The organism is Sphingobacterium psychroaquaticum (genome assembly GCF_004421025.1).
Taxonomy (GTDB): Bacteria; Bacteroidota; Bacteroidia; order Sphingobacteriales; family Sphingobacteriaceae; genus Sphingobacterium; species Sphingobacterium psychroaquaticum.
In genome coordinates this window covers 209,400-228,817 of record NZ_CP038029.1, presented here as the reverse complement: position 1 = coordinate 228,817, position 19,418 = coordinate 209,400, and the positions used below count along the sequence as shown (strand labels likewise).

Below are 19,418 nucleotides of genomic sequence, written 5' to 3'. Positions count from 1 at the left end.
ATAAAAATGAAAAGAAGAAAAAAGTAGAAAGCGCTTAATGGACCTTAATAAAGTTCTCTTCGCACTCGGCTTAAGCTTTCTGGAGTGATTCCAAGATAAGAGGCAATCATCCACTGAGGGACACGCATTAGCAAGCCTGGGTACATCTCCATAAAGGAAAGATAGCGCTCTTTGGCGGACATCGCCAATAATGAATTTATTCGCTTCTGCTGAATATAAATATTCCGCTGTAACGAATTTTCTAAAAAACACGAAAAAGTAGTACTCAATGCAGCTGCCTTTTCCATAAATGTAGCTTGTACATAAACAACAACAGAGTGCTCTATCGCTTTAATATAATAGTCTGATGGCTTGTTGAAATACTGACTCGCCCGATCCGATAAAATCCAGTTTTCGGGCGCAAATTGCAAAATATGCTCCCCACCCTTTTCGTCCAATGAAAATGATTGCAACAAGCCAGACTCAACAAAAAAGGCGTAACTGCTCAACTCACCCGCACGTAAAAGGTAGATATTATGCGCCACGGTTTTAAACGAGAAATAGGGTTGCAGCGCTAAAAAATCGTCTGCGGTTAAACCACCCTTTTCCGTATAATACTTATAAAAATTACTTTGCTTTAAATCAATATCGATATCGCTCATTAATACAATATAGTAAATTTAAAATCAAGAGGGCTAAAATGCTTCTCCAACTCGCTAATCAACTCTTCGCCATGCTTCAAATACAAAGGCGCAAAATTTTCACTACGTTCCTGCAACCCTCCTCCTGGAAACAAGATATCCTTTACCCTATCGATCTGAATCAATGCTTCTTCATGATTTTTCTTATCTGCCCGCAACAGTTTTTTTTCTAAGCTGTTGATTGCTTTCTTTAGACGAGCTTTAACAGCTTCCGTACTTGGCCCTAGACTCGGATCAATTTTATGTGCGCGTAATTTAATTTTTCCGAAAATTGCATTTAGCTCCATCCACTCATCACGAAGGTTTAATCGATGCTTCGTATGTCGACGGACGTATTCGTTCTTCAATATTTCAGCCGGCTTGAACACACTCTTAAAAGTTAGATCCAAACGGAATATTTTTCCCGCTCCGGTATCGTCCGTTATCATCGCTGAATTTCGAGGAATTAGGATTGGAAACGGAACGTTATATTGATCGAAATTAGCCTTTAATTGTAACCAATACACAATCTCAGCCCCTCCCCCGATATAGGCCAAATTAGGTAAAATAACTTCCTGATACATCGGTCGCATCACCACATTCGGACTAAATCTCTCCGGATGTTCAGCAATTTCTTGTTTCAACGACTCTTCGGTAAAAAACATATTTTGATGCAGAACCTCGAAACGACCATCTTCAGCCCTTACAATACGCTCCCTAAATTCATCTGTTAAATAAAAAAAGTTGATCTCACGCCCATGAACCTGTGGTTTATAACCCAAATTTTCTAACGCTTCCGAAGAAGCCGATATGGCATGAAAGCTACGTTCCGCCATAATATCCTGTTCTATGATTGGTGCAAAAACAGCTTTCAAAACAGGGCTATCTGCATCAACGATTACTAAACCATATTCTTTAAACAACGCATGCACCATAGAGCGCGTCGCATCCGCCAGCGTATCATGCGATAAGTAAGCCTCTTCCACAATAGCGGTTAGAAGATCCGCATTGCCAGAGAGACCAAACGTATTGCAATATTCCCGCACCGTACCGGCAATATCGCCGGTAGACATCCGTCCGGTTGCAGCAATCTTAGGCGTATCCCACATAATTTTCTTACCAAAAACCCGCGTATGGTTAATCTCTTCAAAATCGTGATCTTCGGTTGCCATCCAATAAACAGGCACGAAATCATAATCGGGGTATGCCTCTTTCAAGTCTTTTGCAAGACGAATAGCCGTCACAATCTTAAAAATAAAATAGAGAGGTCCAGTAAAAATATTCAATTGATGACCCGTGGTAACCGTAAAGGTATTCGCGTCCTTAAGGCGTACAATATTCTGCGCTACCGTTGGAGAAGAGGCAAGCAAATCACCATATTGCCCCTGTAGCTGATCGACCAGTAACTTCCGGTGAGGAAATTTCTTCTTCTTATCCAGCTGCGCTTTAAAGCCAGCTAAATTAGGTTGTTCGCCGTAAAATGGTTGTAATGATTCTTCATTGGCCAGATAGGCCAATAGTGTTTTGGAGAAACTACCGGTATCGCTATAATCGATGTATGTTGCTTTCATCTACCTCTTCTGTAAAAATGGCTGAACAACATGACGAAAGCAGTGTGAATGCCCTCCCATTTTGTTCAGCCTACAAATTACATATTTTTACGAAAAGGTAGCGCCACAGATTAAAATTTAGCGTGGCTATGACAAGCTACTACTTTACAATGGAACCGTACAGGTCAAAATCTTCAGCGCGGTCTACTTTTACCTCCACAAAGTCTCCGATACGTGCATAGTCAGTTTTCGCATTAAGCACGACCTCGTTATCCACCTCTGGAGAATCATACTCTGTACGTCCGATAAAATAATCACCATCGACGCGGTCCACCAATACTTTAAACTGTTGGCCAACTTTGGTTTGATTGATTTCGTACGAAATACCTTGTTGCACTTCCATGATCGCTTCCACACGCGCTTCTTTTACTTCCGCCGGAACATCATCTTCTAAACTGTGTGCATGTGTCTTTTCCTCGTGAGAATAAGTAAAACAGCCTAGGCGATCGAAACGAGTCTCTTCCACCCAGTCCAGCATCTCTTGGAAATCTTGCTCCGTCTCGCCCGGATACCCACAGATCAACGTCGTACGCAAAGCGATATCAGGCACTTTATCCCTGATTTTATTCACTAAGTCTACTTGCTTTTGCTTCGTTGTGCCACGACGCATCGACTTTAACATATTGTCGCTAATATGCTGCAAAGGCATATCCAGGTAATTACAGATATTGGAACGCTCGTTCATCACATCTAGAATATCCATAGGGAAACCCGATGGATAGGCATATTGTAGACGAATCCATTCGACTCCATCCACATCAGATAAATGACGCAACAAGTCCGACAAATTACGTTTCCCATAAATATCTAAACCGTAATACGTCAAATCCTGCGCAATGAGAATCAGTTCTTTTGTACCATTAGATGCCAAAAACTTGGCCTCTTTCACAAGATCATCTATAGATTTAGACACATGTGTACCCCGCATCAAAGGAATCGCACAAAAAGAACAAGGCCTATTACACCCCTCCGCAATTTTAAAATAAGAAAAATGTGATGGTGTTGTCAAAAGACGTTCTCCCAACAACTCGTGTCTATAATCAGCCCCTATCGTAGACAATAAATCCGGTAAATCGTTCGTGCCAAAATAAGCATCCACATTGGGAATCTCACTTTGCAACTCCGGCTTATAACGTTCCGATAAACAGCCCGTTACAATCACCTTATTAACTTTCCCTTGGTCCTTTAATTCAGAAAACTGCAGGATGGTATCAATAGATTCCTGCTTAGCATTATCAATAAATCCGCAGGTATTAATTACGACAATATCATTGGATTGAATATTGTTTGACTCATGAACAACCTCAATTTGGTTGCCTTTAAGCTGTCCCATAAGGACTTCGCTATCATGTATGTTTTTGGAACACCCTAGTGTTACGACATTCACTCTTGGCTTACTCAATACCGGAGCAGCCGTTGACTTTTTTGTTCTCATTGTATATATTTAGGACGCACCAGTTTCATAGTAAAAAATATGACAGGCATCCTGTTTTAACTTTTCTGGGAATTCTCAATCAGATTACCCTTTGAATAAGCTATCCACAAAATCTTTTTTATTAAACAACTGCAAGTCGCCAATTTTCTCACCGACACCAATATATTTAACAGGAATTTTAAACTGATCCGAAATACCAATCACTACTCCCCCTTTAGCCGTACCATCCAGTTTCGTTAAAGCAAGAGCATTAACATCGGTAGCCTGTGTAAACTGTGTAGCTTGCTCAATCGCATTTTGACCTGTCGAGGCATCGAGCACCAGTAAAATTTCATGTGGTGCACCAGGAACAACCTTTTGCATTACATTCTTAATCTTTGTCAGCTCATTCATCAGCCCCACCTTGTTATGAAGTCGTCCTGCCGTATCAATAATAGCAACATCATCACCATTAGCGACAGCTGACTTGACCGTATCAAAAGCAACAGATGCTGGGTCAGAGCCCATAGGTTGTGCCACAACACGTACCCCAACACGATCGCCCCACAGCTTAATCTGATCGACAGCAGCCGCACGAAATGTATCAGCAGCACCCAAAACCACTTTATTTCCAGCCTCCTTAAGCTGGTGCGCAAGTTTTCCGATTGTTGTCGTCTTACCAACACCATTAACACCCACAACCATAATCACATAAGGTTTATGGCTACCGTATTCAAAGTGTTCGAAATCGTTGCTATTGTTTTCAGCTAATAAATCCTGGATCTCCTCTTTCAGCAAACGATTTAAATCATCCGTACCGACATACTTATCCCGTGCTACACGTTGTTGTATACGATCGACAATCTTCAACGTCGTTGTAACGCCTACATCCGACATAACCAGCACTTCCTCTAAATTATCCAAGACCTCATCATCGATCGTAGATTTGCCGACGACAGCTTTTGTAATTTTAGAAAAAAAACCTTCTTTCGTTTTCTCCAAACCTTTATCCAGCGCTTCTTGAGCCTCTGGTGTTTCTTGCTTCTTTTTGAAAAAATCGAATAATCCCATACTATTTCGTGTGAAATGGATATTTGTTATACTCTGTTTAAAAACCTACTCAAACTTAGATAAATTTACCTGTATATACAATACAAGAGCATAGGCGGTACAAAAAAAGCCCTTTCGGCATGTTACCAAAACGGCTTCTTTATTTTTAAAGAAAAACTTTAAAAGCTTCTCAACTATGTATGACTTTATGAAAGCTCCTTTCGAGCCATCTGCCAAAACTTTCGTTAAGAAAAAAGGAATATTTCCTACGTTGCTTATTTGGAAGCTGCTGCTACAACTTCTTTTACTTTATCATTGTGAACCATACTCTCTTTGAAAGTATAAGCTCCAGTTTTCGCAGATTTAGTAGTAAGAACAACTTTTGTAAACTCTTTACCACCCCCTTTTTGCAACGATGCAACTGCTTTCTTTGCCATTGTATTATATTTTTAGTTGAGCTTTAAGGCTCGGAGTTAATTATTTAATCTCTTTATGAACAGTAACTTTACGCAATACTGGATTGAATTTCTTCATCTCCAAACGCTCTGTTGTATTCTTTTTGTTCTTTGTAGTGATATAACGAGACATGCCCGGAAGACCACTTTCTTTGTGCTCAGTACACTCTAAAATTACTTGTACTCTATTTCCTTTTTTAGCCATGGTTTTACTTTATTGCAACCTCAACGGAGGTTAGATTTCGCGAATATTATAGATAACAGACGGTAATTATTAAATAGATCCTTTTTGGATAAATTTACTGATTACTGCTGTAATACCGTTTTTATTGATAGTCTTAATTGCAGAAGTAGATACTTTTAGTGTAATCCAACGATCTTCTTCTGGAATATAGAAACGCTTAGTTTGTAAATTTGGATAAAATTTACGTTTAGTCTTTACGTTTGAGTGCGAAACGTTATTTCCTTTTAATGCCGCCTTGCCTGTTAAATCACAAATTCTTGACATGATATTTGATTTTTAATGTTGTCTGTTCTCTTTCTGCTCTTTTCACAAAGAGTTTGCAAATATCTATATTTATATCCGTAAATACAAGAGAGAAAACAGAATAATTAAAAAAACAGTCCTTTACAACGCTTACTTTAAGCACTAATCCCCTTCTAATACCGCATTAAGCAATCCATTAGACGGTTTAAAAAAAATCCTTTCTCCTTTAGTACCTTTGTAAAAAAAAGACAACGATCAATAAAATGCTCCATAAAACAAAAGGAATTGCCCTAAAGACGACAAGCTATTCAGAAAACAGCATTATAGTACATATATATACAGAGCAATTCGGTATGCAATCATACATTATTAATGGAGCAAAGAAACCGAAAGCCAAGATCCATGCAAACCTGTTTCAACCCTTACACCCGCTTGAGATGGTGGTCTATCACAAAGATAATGGGGGGTTACAACATATCAAAGAAGCGCAACACGCCCCTATCCTAAAACAGATACCATTGGACATTATAAAAAGTTCGCTGGCCTTGTTTCTCAATGAAGTATTATATAAAGCTTTAAAATCACAATCTCCTGACCCTTTTCTTTTTCATTATATACAACAATCGATCCACTGGCTTGATCAAACGGAAGACAACCTCGCAAACTTCCACCTCGTATTTCTTATCAAGATCAGTCGTTTCTTGGGTTTCCTACCGCTGCAAACCTCCGGAAAACAACTCCCATACTTTGACCTTATGGACGGCATATTCACAACAAACCTACCGGCCCATACGCATGTTTTACAAGCACCGCACACCGAAATCCTATACCGTCTCTTACAAATGACTTTCGAACAATCTTCTTCCTTAAAAATGGAGAAAGAAGACCGTAAGTTCCTGCTGGAAAAGTTGCTTGAATTTTACAAGCTACATACCGAGAACTTCGGAACAGTGCATGCATTATATATCCTGGAGGAGATATTTCAGTAAGCCACAAAACACTTCCTCTCTAAAATTGTTAATCTATTGGTCTTTTTTAAGAACACCAACAGATTATCCACGTAAAACCAAATAACTATGGAATGGTTCCTCAAAGTCGTAAGAGACAATTACACAAATTTTAATGGGCGCGCACGTCGAAAAGAATATTGGATGTTTGTACTATTTAACATCATTATTAGCGGAGCACTGAGCCTCGTAGATCGCATATTCGGGCTTACCTATGGAGACACATCTCCCTACCAATCGGGTGTACTATCCTCCATTTATGCACTAGCCGTCCTACTGCCCTCTATTGCTGTTGCAGTTCGTCGGCTACACGACACCAACAAATCTGGGTGGTTCCTTTTAGTCGCGTTTATCCCTTTTGTAGGTTGGATATATTTAATTTATCTTTTCATTAAAGAGGGAGATCGAGGACAAAATCAATACGGTCCAGACCCAAAAGGCAATGAAAGCAACCCTTTTGGTAACTTCCCTCCAATCCCAGGAAGTCGATAGAGGCAGCATTATATTAAATCTCGTTCCATGCGGAAACAAAAAAGCCAGACATATTAATATGTCTGGCTTTTTCACAATAAATATATTATAAATCTATTCTTAGATAAGTTTTACATTTACCGCATTAAGACCTTTACGGCCTTGTTCTACTTCGTAAGAAACCTGGTCGTTCTCACGAACTTTGTCAACCAATCCTGAAACGTGAACAAAAATCTCGCTCTCGCCAGAGTTAGGAATGATGAAACCGAAACCTTTGGTCTCATTAAAGAATTTTACTACGCCTTCTTGCATTTTAAATAATATTGTTTTTTGTAATATTCTAAAGGTATAAATTATTTTTCCCATTGACTAGATTTATTTTAAAAAAAATTAAACGTTCCATATACAGACGAGTCCTAGCTTTGAAAACGATTGCATTAAGCTATAACAATGAGCTATAGTAATGCAGAAAAAAATAACAGCCGTTTTAAAAAGAGCTGTAACATGACTATCCATTTTATCGTTTGATAGCAAAAAATGGATGAATTTTTGTAGTATACACTTATATTTAAAAACAAACATGAAAAGAGTACTTATTTTAATCGCAGCAATTTTTACAATGACAATGGCGAACGCACAAACTGCAAACCCTGAATTCAGCCGTAAAGTTTCCACTAGAGGCTATGCTGAACGTGAAGTAACTCCAGATATCATTTATCTGTCTATTTCCTTAAAAGAATATTTCGTTGATGGCAACACCAAGAAAAAAATGCCGATCGAAACACTCGAGAAACAATTGTATGATGCAGCGCTAGCAATTGGAGTGAAGAAAGAAGATTTTACAATCCAGAACATCTACAGCTATAACTACGACAACAATACCAAGAAGAAAAACACGGAGCTTTTACAAGCGAAACAATTTCGCTTGAAAATAAGCAACTTAAATGGTATCAACAGCATGCTAGACAAAGTCGATGCTAAAGGACTGGAAAGCACTTCAATCAACGGGTACGATCACAGCCAAAAACGTCAAATCGAAAAAGAGCTTAAAGTGGCTGCTGTGCAAGACGCACGTGCGAATGCTGAAATTATTGCTTCAGCTACAGGAGATAAAATCGGCAAAGTCTTAATGATCAACGACAATAGCTCTTTTGGTTGGAACGATGTGCAACCTCGCATGTATGCGATGGCAAAATCAGAAATGGCAATGGCGGCAGACGGCGGCAATGCACAAGATTTAGATATCAGCATCCGTCCGATCAAGCTCACATGCAACATCGACGGGGTTTACGAACTTCTATAACATAATGCGAAGAGAACGGACCAGCACACCCACAAAGGTCTCTGAAGATTTTTACTGGGTACGAAAAGTAACCGTACTCTTGGATAGTAAGTTTAGAATTGGTCAATTCAGATTTGGGATTGACCCAATTCTAAACTTTATTCCTATTGCAGGACAAATTATTACCTTCACTATCTCCGTTCTACTTGTGCTAATCATGTTCCGGAACGGCGTCAGTTCAAAAGCAGCGACAAAAATGTTGTTAAATACAATGACCGATGCAACAGTAGGCGCTATCCCCTTTATAGGCAATATTTACGATTTTTATAGTAAAGCCAATCAAAAGAACATTCGTATTCTTGAAGAATACTACTATGAAAACAAACACCAAGGGAGCGCGAAAGGCATCCTCTTTAGTATTTTCGCTATTCTCCTCCTCCTCTGCACACTTATTATAATACTTCTCTGGTCATTAGGTAAATGGCTAATCGCATTATTTTAAACAGAACCACATTCCGTTAAAAACCTTTACTATTTTTGCATGTATGAGCAAGACAAGAATTTTTGCATTAACACTCATTGCGTTAATGTTGGTTGCTGTTTTCACCAATCCGACCACCGAACAAATGGAAGCGGAAGTTAAGGCCAAAGCAACGCAGCTACTAAAGCAAGAAGCCGGAAAAAAGAACGACGAAGTCATCGATTTCGGCATGAAGTTATTTGGCAATACGCTTATTGACCAATTTCTAGAAAACCATATCAAAGTAGAAAACTACTATCTCTTCTCACTAACCAAGATTCAGTGGGACAATCAAGAACAAGTTATTGGCGGAGGTGCGTTTAAACAGATTTGGTTAAGCCCAAAGATTGATGAAAAAGCAAAGCAGATTGTAGCAGCCATTAAAGGATCATAATGCTTGATATTCTATATAAAGACCTAGAGATTATCGCAATCAACAAGCCCCATGGGCTACTGGTGCACCGATCGTCAATTGCTGCCGACACCTCCGAATTTGCATTACAGTTGCTGCGCGATCAAATTGGACAAGCCGTTTACCCGGCCCATCGACTGGACCGAAAGACGGCTGGTGCGTTACTCTTTTCCCTTACAAAAGAGATGGATTCACAACTCCAAAACCTCTTTGCAACACGTCAAACAAATAAAACCTATTGGGCTATTGTACGCGGATATACGGAAGATACTTTCTCAGTCGATTATCCATTAAAAAAAGAAAATGGAACGTTACAAGATGCACTCACACATTTCCGGACGTTGCATCGCGCCGAGCTGCCGATACCACAAGGAAAACATACCACTTCTCGCTATTCGTTGGTTGAAGCGCTACCGATAACGGGCCGCATGCACCAGATCCGTCGTCATCTGGCACATGTTTTCCATCCTATCATTGCTGATCGTCCACACGGTTGCAACAAGCAAAACAAGTTCTGGAAAGAGACCTTCAAGATGGATAGCATGATGCTACATGCCAAGGAGCTCAGCTTCGTGCACCCTTCGAACCAATCGACGATAACCATTGAGGCACCTTTGCATTCCGAATTCGAACGTGTCCTTCAATTGTTAAATATAGAACCATGAAAGATCTCATCCTCGAAATACTCTTCACCATCAAAGGAATAGGTGCGGCCTCGGGTTTACTATACACGAACAACACGGTCCATATTATCTCCGACAACAGCAACTACCTGTACAGTTACACACTAACAGACCATGCTTTACAGAAGAGGCCGCTTCTAGAGGCTCCTGTAATGGAGAATATTGCAAAAAAAGACAAAGCGGATTTCGAAGCAATTAGCCAGAAAGAGAATCGATTCTATATATTTGGATCCGGATCCACGCTGAAACGAACGTCCCTTGCCACAACAGACCTCTCTTCAGAGAAAGCCATTGTTCTCAACGTAACCCCATTATACCAACAGTTGCAAAAGGATTTCCAGGTTGAGCAGGCTGATTTCAATATTGAGGGAGCCCTCCCCTATGCCGGATCTTGGTGGCTCTTCAACCGAGGTAACGGCCCACAGCAACAAAACGGAGTCTTTATTGTGAACACAGACTTCACCGAAGGCACAGCGTTCTATCCAATCACTTTGCCGAAAATCAATAATGTGGCAACAGGGTTTACAGATGCAATTTTACACGAAGGGCTTATCTATTTTATGGCCGCGGCAGAAGATGTCGCCTCCAATTACCTGGACGGCGAAGTAAAAGGTACACTAGTAGGCTGTCTGGACCCACAAGACAAATCGGTCTTATGGACAAAAACAATAAGTAATCATCATAAGTTTGAAGGTCTAACCTATTACGAAAGTACGCCTAACCACATCAGTTTCCTGCTCTGTGAAGACAGTGATGACGATACCGGCGAGACAAAAGTGTATAAGCTTAGCATACAACGGTAAATCGATTGCGTGAATTAAAGATTTGATAATAATTGAGGCTTTAAATGGTCTTTTTTTGACTATTTTTGAAAAAATAAGATTTATATAATTGACATGAGTAAAAACACTGCACTAACCGAGCACCATATCCAGCTTGGTGCGAAAATGGTACCTTTTGCTGGCTTCAACATGCCTGTTCAGTATTCTGGAATCAATGACGAACACGAAACCGTCCGTCAAGGTGTTGGCGTTTTCGATGTGAGCCACATGGGAGAATTCATCCTTAAAGGAGAGAAAGCATTAGATCTAATCCAAAAAATCTCTTCGAACGATGCGTCTAAGCTCTACGATGGAAAAGTGCAATATGCCTATATCCCAAATGAGACAGGTGGTGTAATCGACGATTTTTTAATTTACCGTATCGACGAACAAACATATTTCTTGGTGGTCAATGCTTCCAACATTGAAAAAGACTGGAACTGGATCAGCAAATTCAACACATTTGGTGTTGATATGAAAAACATTTCGGACAACACTTCCCTATTTGCTGTTCAAGGCCCTAAGGCAGCAGATGCATTACAGTCGTTGACCGAACTGGAGCTTGCTCCAATGGAATACTACACCTTCCAAAAAGGAACATTTGCAGGTGTAGACAATGTATTGATTTCTGCAACAGGGTATACGGGAGCTGGTGGATTCGAAATCTATGTAGCGAACGAAGATGCACAAAAAGTATGGGACGCTATCTTCGAAGCAGGCGCGCCATATGGCATCAAACCAATCGGTTTAGGGGCACGTGATACACTGCGTTTAGAAATGGGCTTCTGCTTGTACGGTAATGATATTGATGACAATACGTCTCCTTTAGCAGCGGGCTTAGGTTGGGTTACTAAATTCACAAAAGATTTTGTAAACAGCGAAGCGCTAAAAGCAGAAAAAGAGAAAGGCGTATCACAAAAGCTCGTAGGCTTCGAAATGATAGACCGCGGTATACCACGTCATGACTACGAAATTGTAGATGCAGAAGGCAATAAAATTGGCCGTGTTACTTCAGGTACACAGTCGCCAACACTGAAAAAATCTATCGGCTTGGGTTATGTTGACAACGCTTTCACCAAAGAGGGAACAGAGATTTTTATTTCTATTCGTAACCAATCGGTAAAAGCGGTAGTTAAAAAACCACCTTTCGTAAAATAAAACATTAAAAAAGGGAGCTTTTAGCTCCCTTTTTATTTTTTCTTAACGGGTTTGCTTCCCGTGGAACTTGCTTTTTCTTTTGCATTCTTTTTAACAATCTTAAGCAAAACCACCTTCAAATAAACTAACACAACCAATAAGGCTACAGCAGCAAATAATACGAGTTGATTTCCCGATTGAAAAGATACGACCGCACTATAAACTAAAAAGGCAATAGCAAAGTTCAATACAACGTTTAAAATAAAATACTTAGTCATCTCTCTTGTTCTACTTTTTTCCCAATACGCGTTCTCGGATAAAAAAGAAATAGGCAACCCCAGCCAACACATTACCAAACACGATAAAGACACATAAGAGCATGCGCTCGGTTGTGGATAATTGTGTTGACATCATGATCTCTCGTAAAACTAAAACCACCCATAACAACGATAGTAGCAAAGCAATGCTTATCAACACATCTGCCAGGGAGAAATACAGCACCTTGAGAACAATAGCCAATATGTAAAAACCAAGACTAAAATAAAAAGCTTGTCTTGTTTGATGCACCAAATCTTTCATTCGGTAAAGTTACACATTTTCTTTTCAGGGATTAGAAACGCACTTTTAGGTGACTAATTTATCCTAATAAACATCCATTTCTGGATCGATCTCTTCTTTCCACGCCAATATTCCGCCTTTTAGATTCGCTAAGTTATCAAACCCTTGCTGCTCTAACAACATCACCGCCTGCGCACTTCTTTTCCCAGAACGACACTGAATAATAACAGGTTTATCTTTTGCAATCTTATCCGCCTCAATAACAATACCTGCTAATGGGATATTTAATCCGTTAATGTGTGATACTTCGTATTCAAAAGGTTCACGAACGTCGATTAATTGAAAATCTTCGTTGCTATCGATCATGCCTTTTAACTCTTGAACTGTAACTTCTTTCATAGTTGTTTTTATTATCTCTAGGGCTACCAAACGCCACATAAAGTCTACCAAACTTACCTATTTTTATATTTATATGCAATGCCACACCGCGAACATCTCCGCTATATCATTGATGTTTTTTGTAACTTGCCCCACCATTTAACAAGATTGTAACCCGCTCAAATAATACAATATAGATCATGAATAAAAAACAAGTACTATCATTTCTCTCCTGCTTAGCCACAGCATATGCCTGTATGGCGCAAGTAAGTGTTGCACAAAGTGTAGACCCCACGGATGTAAAACGTATTATTGAAACACTTGCTTCTGATGATATGCGCGGGCGCGCATCATTCACGAAAGACATTGATAAAGCAGCCGATTTTATTGCCAATGAGTTTCGCCAAGCAGGCCTAAAACCATATGCAGAAGACAATTACCGTCAAACTTTTCACGTCACCCGAATAACGCCTGGAGAACAGGTCGTACAGGTCAACCATAATAATATCCAAGCACAAGAATTTGTTGTCATTAGTGCATCACCCCAAATTCAATGGACAGAAAAAAACAATATTGAACAGCTGGAAATAAAAAAAGGAGAAGATTTTTCTATGCGATTCCGAGAAATCGTACGCAATAACCCGAACAATAACATCGTCTGGGTAGATCCTTCTTTTGCCGATATGCTGGCACGATTCAAAACGATCTTTTCACGCGAAAATGTAACAACGAAGCAAGACCAAGACATAGCGGCAGGTCCAAGCAAAGTGTTTATCCTAAAACAAGCGGCCATCAATTCCTTTAACATTCAAGCTAGTACAAAAAGACAAGATTTGCCTTTATTTAATGTCGCAGCTGTAATTCCAGGAAAATCTAAGGCCGACGAATTTGTTGTATTCTCCGGACATTACGACCATCTGGGCGTCGTAACACCTGTCGGTCAAGATTCGATTGCCAACGGAGCTGATGATGATGCCTCTGGTACGACAGCTATGATTAGCTTGGCCAAACATTTCCAGAAGCTAGATCAAAACGAACGAACCTTAATTTTCGTTGCGTTCACCGCCGAAGAAATAGGAATGTTTGGTTCAAAATACTTCTCCAACAATATTGACCCCGACAAAGTTGTCGCCATGATAAACATTGAAATGATCGGTAAAGATTCAAAGTTTGGTCCGAACTCACTCTATGTTACAGGATACAAAAACTCCAATCTGGCGCAACTTATGCAAGAGCAAGTAAAAGGTACCGCCTTCACCTTTCACCCAGACCCTTACCCGCAGCAGAATCTATTCTACCGCAGCGACAACGCCGTATTAGCGGCTCTGGGTGTCCCCGCACATACCTTTTCCACGTCGCAAATTGACAAAGACGAATATTATCATACCGTAAAAGACGAAGTCTCTACGCTCAACATGAACAATATAAACGCCACCATTGAAGCTATTGCCACTGGTGTAATGGGCATCATCAAGGGAGAGCAAACGCCGTCACGCGTCGAGAAACTTAGAGACTAGCTTATTTAACCTCTATCTCTATCGTCTTGCGACCAACTCTTCCCATAAAATCTATTCCCTCGACCGTAATCAGGTATTTACCTGGGCGGTCGGCGGTATAGAAATCAAACTTCCCGTTCCCCGCTTGATCCGTAATAATATTTGGCTCCCAATGGATTGTACTACGTAAATCCTGGTTTAGCTTTTTATCTGAATCCACCTCATATACAGGCTTGTAAAATGTCTTGTTCAAGTGAAGACCTTTAGGTTGAACTGTCAAAATACCCTTAGGCACATAGTTACGCATCGCATCCTTACCCGTCTTGGAGGTGATGATTATCAAACCGTTCCCTCCGTGCATTCCGTAAATAGCCGTATAGCTTGCATTCCGCAGAACTTCTACACTTTGCACATCCACGGGGTTAATCATCGATAATTGATCCCCCTCAATATACATTCCATCGAGCACGACTTGCATTTCGCCTCCACCCCGAGTGGTATGTGGTACTCCATTTTGAAACATCACGCCCATCAACCGACCTTGCAAACACATCTCTAGCGTTGCGCAAGTCTCCAACTCCTCCGCGGTGATCACCTGATCAGCATTACCTGGGCCATTCAGATTAGATGAGTTTTCAGAAGCTTTTTTTCGTGGCGCACGTGCAGTCACCGTCACAGACTCGATCGCAATGCTTTTCTCCATCAATCCTTGTGATTCTAAACCCGCAAAATATTGCTTGGATCGTGTAAGGTCCGCTGCCAAAAATTGGTTAACATTATTTAATTCATCCGGGCTATTACGATTAGCTCCCACGATTGGCGCCGTTTCTCCTGGCACAACGATATCAATATTATTCTTGCCTTTGGTATCTTTAGCTGTAACCAAAAACTTCACACTATCCGGAAAGAAGAGTTCATCGAAAACAAAATCGCCATTCTCGTTTGAGGTTGTATCAATAAAATCCATAAAATTCTTTGTCGACACCAACGTTACCTTCGCGTTTGGAAAAGGAGCCTTACGTCCTAGTTTACGGGTTTGTCCCGCAATTGTAATTCCCTTCTCAGGTGCAAAGGCTGGTGCTGCAGTATCCAACGAGCCTTGTACATCGATTTTTCGCCATCCCTGCGTCAATAAGAGATAATCTATATCTTTAACCTTAACTTCCCCATCGAAATAGAAACCAGGCTTTTCAATATACCCCTTAATATCAGCCTGTAGAAATAAGCTACTATATATATTACCCATCAAATTTGGCATTCCACCAACCGTACTTAAATCAACGACAGATGCCGATAACGCAGCATTCCGCACAGTATCCGTTGCTTTCCCCGTTTCCAGCTGCACCGTTACTTTTTTACGTGCGCCGTATACACTACCCTCTGTCTGTCCCGATAAAGGTAAGCGACTCTCCTCTTTATATAAAAATACTGGCCGCTCCACCACAGGTACCATATTATGATCTAAAATAGTAATCGTTAATATGCCTGAAGGTAAATCAGCCTTTTGTGCGACAAACGCTATCTCCCTCTTACTTGCCTTCTGCTTTGAAACATAGTAGACACGCCCTAAATACTGCACCAAGAAATAAATATCTTGATTGGTCCGTTTATCTTCCGTTAAGTTGACCTGCGCAAACAATTTGGTTGCACCAGCATTATTTACCACCATATTATATCCAGATGCAACCACTTTTGGCAGTTCACTCTCCACGATGGTTCCATCGTCAAAAGTGGTTTTTGTCCGCAATGGCCCTTCATGATCGATGTATAGCATAGACGCCCCCATCCCGAGCTCATTCGTTTCCACCATGGCAGCCGTATCGCTCTTCTCTGTCAAGATCAATGTCTTGGATTTTATCCCCTTGCCATCTGGTCGCAACGATTTAACCGCTAAATTATTCAGCCCACCCAACAAGAAATTTCCTCCCTCAGCAAAAAACTGAACACTGTTTTTTTGTGCAATACCCGCCGGAAGCTTAAAAATTTTCTCTACACTATTCTTGTTCGCATTGTCAAAGGAAATCGACAGTCGTGCTCCAAATTGCTCTTCTTGGAAAGGAAGTATAATTTCTCCGTTCTCATCACTAGTTACTTTCCCCCGTTTTACGACCTTCCCATTCTTCTCCATCGAGTAACGAACTGTAACTTTCTCTAGTGCTTTTTTATTCAAGTCTTCCAGCCGAATGATATATTGATTGCCCTCCACAGTAGAACTTGTAATCACATTATCCGAACGTCCATTACTAATATTTACAGGCTGATCAAAAAAATACATACTACTATCATTCCGCATCCAGTTGGTATACCCGCGGACGCGGTACGTCCCTTCAATCAGGGTGTCCCGAAGGCTGATATCACCTATACCCAAACCACTGCTAACAGGAATTTTGACACTTTGTATCTTATCCCCCTTCGGGTCAATCAGGTCTACATAGGCTATATTGCTCAGATTAGAAAGTAAGTTTTCCACCCCGACAACATCATATAGTTTAAACCAAATAGTTTCACCTGCCGTGTAAGTATGCTTATCCAAATGCACATACAACTTCTCTATCGGCCTATGGTCATGATAGCTGTTAATCTTAGCAAGAAGCGATTGAACATCCTGTGCAAAAATGGTAAATGGTAAACAAAGCAAGCAAAGGAGCTGTAGTTTCTTTAAGTTCATTATAGCAGGTTAATTTTTATTTAAACTTAGATAAAAATATTATCAAATACAATCGTTAAAGTATTACCTAATTATTATTTTTTCAGATCCCCCTCGCGTGCTATACAGCCTTTAATAACAATCAAATAGAGAAAATAACATCATATAACTTAATTTCTATAGATTATTAATTTACATCGGTATCTTTGCTACCATGAACATCCTAATCATCGGTTCGGGCGGACGTGAATCTGCCTTTGCTTACAAACTATCGAAAAGTCCTAAATCGCCAAAACTATTTATTGCCCCAGGCAACGCTGGCACGCATCAATACGGACAGAATGTAGACCTGAAAGTAACAGACTTTACAGGCATCGCACAATTTGTATTGGACAACAACATTAATATGGTGGTCGTTGGTCCTGAAGAGCCTTTAGTAAAAGGTATTCATGATTTCTTCCTAGAACGTGACGACTTAAAACATATCCCTGTTATTGGACCAGAGCGCTTAGGTGCCCAGTTGGAGGGATCAAAGGATTTCTCTAAAGAGTTTATGATACGTCATAATATCCCAACGGCTGCCTATAAGTCGTTTGACAAATCAAACCTCGCAGATGGATTGGCATATTTGGAAACGCAAAAGCTACCAATCGTCCTTAAAGCAGATGGATTAGCCGCGGGAAAAGGTGTTTTGATTTGTGAAACCTTGGAAGATGCCAAAGCGGAGCTTAAAGCAATGATTGATGATGCAAAATTTGGTGAAGCAAGTTCTGTCGTTGTTATCGAAGAGTTCTTGAAAGGTATTGAACTTTCAGTATTTGTATTGACCGACGGAAATTCCTACAAGGTATTGCCTTCTGCGAAGGATTATAAACGCATCGGTGAGGGCGACACAGGACTGAATACGGGTGGAATGGGTTCTATCTCTCCTGTTCCTTTTGCAGATGAAACCTTTTTAAGCAAAGTAGAGGAACGCGTTATTAAACCGACTGTCGATGGCTTAAAAAAGGATAATATCCCATATAAAGGCTTTATTTTTATCGGTTTGATGAATGTGGATGGAGACCCTTTTGTCATTGAATATAATGTCCGCATGGGTGACCCTGAAACAGAATCAGTATTGCCTCGTATCGAATCGGATCTATTGGATCTATTTGAAGGGGTCGCGCAAGGAGATTTGCATACACGTTCTTTCACTGTGAGCACAAAAACGGCTGTAACCGTAATGTTGGTTGCTGGCGGATACCCGGGCGCGTACGAATCGGGTAAGGAGATATTGAATATTGAAAATGTAGAGGACTCTATCGTGTTCCACGCAGGCACCAAATTGGTGGACGGAAAAGTAGTAACAGCAGGAGGTCGAGTAATCGCAGTAACAACGCTGCAAGATAACTTGCTTGATGCACTGCAACAGGCGACTGCAGATGCAGGAAGAATCTTCTACGAGCGTAAATATTTCCGTAGAGATATCGGCTTTGATCTTATTTAAAAAATAATCTTTTCAATGTCAATAGATTACAAAAAACTGCTTTAATTTATTTTGGTGATACAAATATTGCTCTTATATTTGCATCACCAAAAGCAATTGGCCCGTTCGTCTAGGGGTTAGGACGCAAGATTTTCATTCTTGAAACAGGGGTTCGATTCCCCTACGGGCTACGAAAAAAGCGACTTCAAAAGAGTCGCTTTTTTTTATGTTATGAAGAGCTGAAATGAAGGGTTTTATTTTTTAGAAATTATGTATTTTCTTGCTCAAAATAAAAGTAACTATTGCTCCTCCTATCAATCCAACAATATCCAAAAAATCAAATGTTCCCGGAACAAAATCGAACAATTGTAAAACCTCGACACACAAGTAAATACCCAAGATAAGTAGAACGTCCACGAAATAGGTACTAAATGGTTTGTTACGGACAAGCATACACAAAAAATAAATGCCTGGAACAAATACTAGATTGTTCCCCATATCTGACAAACCAAAATCTTTTAACTTATTTACATATACATAAGGTCGATAAACAGAGTTTAGTAAATAACCAGGACATAAAAAAAACACAGTGAGGAAGAAGTATGTCTTTCGCATAGTTTAAGCAGATTAGAACCCTGTAACGACAAGTCAGGGCCTAGCGCCACCATAATGTCCAAACATAGTATCCTTATCTGCTGAACTGCTAATTTCAGCACCACCCTCAAAAGCCTGAACAACCGTCGCAATAGCTGCACCAATACCATAATAAACCCATTCCGTAAGCGTCCTTCCCCCTCCATTCGTATGGACCAACTCCTGTTCAGCCATATCGATTAATATCATTTTTTTCATTTCCTTCATTT

Annotated in this window: 23 protein-coding genes and 1 tRNA gene; 11 read left to right on the top strand and 13 right to left on the bottom strand. The window is 40.2% G+C overall.

Translation table 11 applies throughout. The features are described 5' to 3' along the window. Positions 1–44: 44 nt before the first annotated feature. The 7 genes from E2P86_RS00995 to rpmB form a co-directional block, all read right to left on the bottom strand. The gene (locus tag E2P86_RS00995; protein ID WP_134430180.1) at positions 45–641 is read right to left on the bottom strand and encodes a Crp/Fnr family transcriptional regulator; all 597 of its coding nucleotides are present in this window, start codon (positions 639–641) and stop codon (positions 45–47) included. Further along, positions 641–2,230, bottom strand: coding sequence for a bacillithiol biosynthesis cysteine-adding enzyme BshC (bshC, locus tag E2P86_RS00990; protein WP_134430177.1), 1,590 nt, complete (start codon positions 2,228–2,230; stop codon positions 641–643). Before bshC ends, E2P86_RS00995 begins: the two co-directional genes overlap by 1 nt. A 139-nt stretch (positions 2,231–2,369) precedes the next feature. After that, on the bottom strand, positions 2,370–3,704 hold the full coding sequence (gene rimO, locus E2P86_RS00985; protein ID WP_085474109.1) for a 30S ribosomal protein S12 methylthiotransferase RimO: 1,335 nt from the start codon (positions 3,702–3,704) through the stop codon (positions 2,370–2,372). A gap of 84 nt (positions 3,705–3,788) precedes the next feature. After that, complete coding sequence (gene ftsY, locus E2P86_RS00980; RefSeq protein WP_085474108.1) at positions 3,789–4,754, bottom strand: signal recognition particle-docking protein FtsY; 966 nt, start codon at positions 4,752–4,754, stop codon at positions 3,789–3,791. 254 nt (positions 4,755–5,008) lie between these two features. Then, on the bottom strand, positions 5,009–5,170 hold the full coding sequence (locus E2P86_RS00975; RefSeq protein ID WP_085474107.1) for a DUF4295 domain-containing protein: 162 nt from the start codon (positions 5,168–5,170) through the stop codon (positions 5,009–5,011). A gap of 40 nt (positions 5,171–5,210) precedes the next feature. Further along, a complete protein-coding gene (rpmG, locus tag E2P86_RS00970; protein WP_085474106.1) occupies positions 5,211–5,393 on the bottom strand; it encodes a 50S ribosomal protein L33 in 183 nt (60 codons plus the stop codon). A 69-nt stretch (positions 5,394–5,462) separates the two neighbouring features. Next, on the bottom strand, positions 5,463–5,696 hold the full coding sequence (gene rpmB / locus E2P86_RS00965; protein WP_085474105.1) for a 50S ribosomal protein L28: 234 nt from the start codon (positions 5,694–5,696) through the stop codon (positions 5,463–5,465). Positions 5,697–5,938: 242 nt separating this feature from the next. On the opposite strand from rpmB, the gene recO reads away from it, so the two are divergent. Continuing rightward, entirely contained in the window at positions 5,939–6,664 is a 726-nt protein-coding gene (gene recO / locus E2P86_RS00960) for a DNA repair protein RecO (protein WP_134430174.1), read from the top strand. 87 nt (positions 6,665–6,751) lie between these two features. Then, complete coding sequence (locus tag E2P86_RS00955) at positions 6,752–7,174, top strand: DUF805 domain-containing protein (RefSeq protein ID WP_085474103.1); 423 nt, start codon at positions 6,752–6,754, stop codon at positions 7,172–7,174. Positions 7,175–7,273: 99 nt separating this feature from the next. Here the strand turns inward: E2P86_RS00955 and E2P86_RS00950 are convergent, their stop codons facing one another. After that, positions 7,274–7,465: a cold-shock protein gene (locus E2P86_RS00950; protein WP_085474210.1), complete on the bottom strand. Its 192-nt coding sequence runs from the start codon at positions 7,463–7,465 to the stop codon at positions 7,274–7,276. A 268-nt stretch (positions 7,466–7,733) separates the two neighbouring features. On the opposite strand from E2P86_RS00950, the gene E2P86_RS00945 reads away from it, so the two are divergent. From E2P86_RS00945 to gcvT, 6 genes are all read left to right on the top strand, one after another. Next, positions 7,734–8,456 (top strand): SIMPL domain-containing protein, encoded by a 723-nt coding sequence (locus tag E2P86_RS00945; protein WP_234991290.1) that lies wholly within the window; start codon positions 7,734–7,736, stop codon positions 8,454–8,456. A 4-nt stretch (positions 8,457–8,460) separates the two neighbouring features. Then, positions 8,461–8,937, top strand: a complete 477-nt coding sequence (locus E2P86_RS00940) for a DUF4112 domain-containing protein (protein ID WP_085474101.1) — start codon at positions 8,461–8,463, stop codon at positions 8,935–8,937. Between the two features lie 43 nt (positions 8,938–8,980). Then, positions 8,981–9,349: a DUF4359 domain-containing protein gene (locus E2P86_RS00935; RefSeq protein ID WP_134430171.1), complete on the top strand. Its 369-nt coding sequence runs from the start codon at positions 8,981–8,983 to the stop codon at positions 9,347–9,349. Continuing rightward, the gene (locus E2P86_RS00930) at positions 9,349–10,032 is read left to right on the top strand and encodes a pseudouridine synthase (protein WP_134430168.1); all 684 of its coding nucleotides are present in this window, start codon (positions 9,349–9,351) and stop codon (positions 10,030–10,032) included. The genes E2P86_RS00935 and E2P86_RS00930 overlap by 1 nt, the downstream gene beginning before the upstream one ends. Beyond that, entirely contained in the window at positions 10,029–10,853 is an 825-nt protein-coding gene (locus E2P86_RS00925; protein ID WP_134430166.1) for a DUF6929 family protein, read from the top strand. The genes E2P86_RS00930 and E2P86_RS00925 overlap by 4 nt, the downstream gene beginning before the upstream one ends. 93 nt (positions 10,854–10,946) lie before the next feature. Beyond that, a complete protein-coding gene (gene gcvT / locus E2P86_RS00920; protein WP_134430163.1) occupies positions 10,947–12,029 on the top strand; it encodes a glycine cleavage system aminomethyltransferase GcvT in 1,083 nt (360 codons plus the stop codon). Positions 12,030–12,061: 32 nt separating this feature from the next. On the opposite strand, the gene E2P86_RS00915 is transcribed toward gcvT, so the two are convergent. The 3 genes from E2P86_RS00915 to E2P86_RS00905 form a co-directional block, all read right to left on the bottom strand. Beyond that, positions 12,062–12,286 (bottom strand): DUF6358 family protein, encoded by a 225-nt coding sequence (locus E2P86_RS00915; RefSeq protein WP_085474096.1) that lies wholly within the window; start codon positions 12,284–12,286, stop codon positions 12,062–12,064. Between the two features lie 10 nt (positions 12,287–12,296). Continuing rightward, positions 12,297–12,587, bottom strand: a complete 291-nt coding sequence (locus E2P86_RS00910; RefSeq protein WP_134430160.1) for a hypothetical protein — start codon at positions 12,585–12,587, stop codon at positions 12,297–12,299. Positions 12,588–12,650: 63 nt separating this feature from the next. Next, the gene (locus tag E2P86_RS00905) at positions 12,651–12,965 is read right to left on the bottom strand and encodes a rhodanese-like domain-containing protein (RefSeq protein WP_085474094.1); all 315 of its coding nucleotides are present in this window, start codon (positions 12,963–12,965) and stop codon (positions 12,651–12,653) included. A 179-nt stretch (positions 12,966–13,144) separates the two neighbouring features. Between E2P86_RS00905 and E2P86_RS00900 the strand changes: the two genes are divergently transcribed. Then, a complete protein-coding gene (locus tag E2P86_RS00900; RefSeq protein WP_134430157.1) occupies positions 13,145–14,461 on the top strand; it encodes a M20/M25/M40 family metallo-hydrolase in 1,317 nt (438 codons plus the stop codon). Position 14,462: 1 nt separating this feature from the next. On the opposite strand, the gene E2P86_RS00895 is transcribed toward E2P86_RS00900, so the two are convergent. Further along, positions 14,463–17,108: a TonB-dependent receptor plug domain-containing protein gene (locus E2P86_RS00895; RefSeq protein ID WP_134430154.1), complete on the bottom strand. Its 2,646-nt coding sequence runs from the start codon at positions 17,106–17,108 to the stop codon at positions 14,463–14,465. A gap of 193 nt (positions 17,109–17,301) precedes the next feature. Between E2P86_RS00895 and purD the strand changes: the two genes are divergently transcribed. Together purD and E2P86_RS00885 are read left to right on the top strand one after the other, a co-directional pair. Then, complete coding sequence (gene purD / locus E2P86_RS00890; protein ID WP_134430151.1) at positions 17,302–18,576, top strand: phosphoribosylamine--glycine ligase; 1,275 nt, start codon at positions 17,302–17,304, stop codon at positions 18,574–18,576. Positions 18,577–18,674: 98 nt separating this feature from the next. After that, positions 18,675–18,746, top strand: a tRNA-Glu gene (locus E2P86_RS00885). Between the two features lie 457 nt (positions 18,747–19,203). Here the strand turns inward: E2P86_RS00885 and E2P86_RS00880 are convergent. Continuing rightward, positions 19,204–19,407 (bottom strand): hypothetical protein, encoded by a 204-nt coding sequence (locus tag E2P86_RS00880; protein WP_134430148.1) that lies wholly within the window; start codon positions 19,405–19,407, stop codon positions 19,204–19,206. Positions 19,408–19,418: the final 11 nt, after the last annotated feature.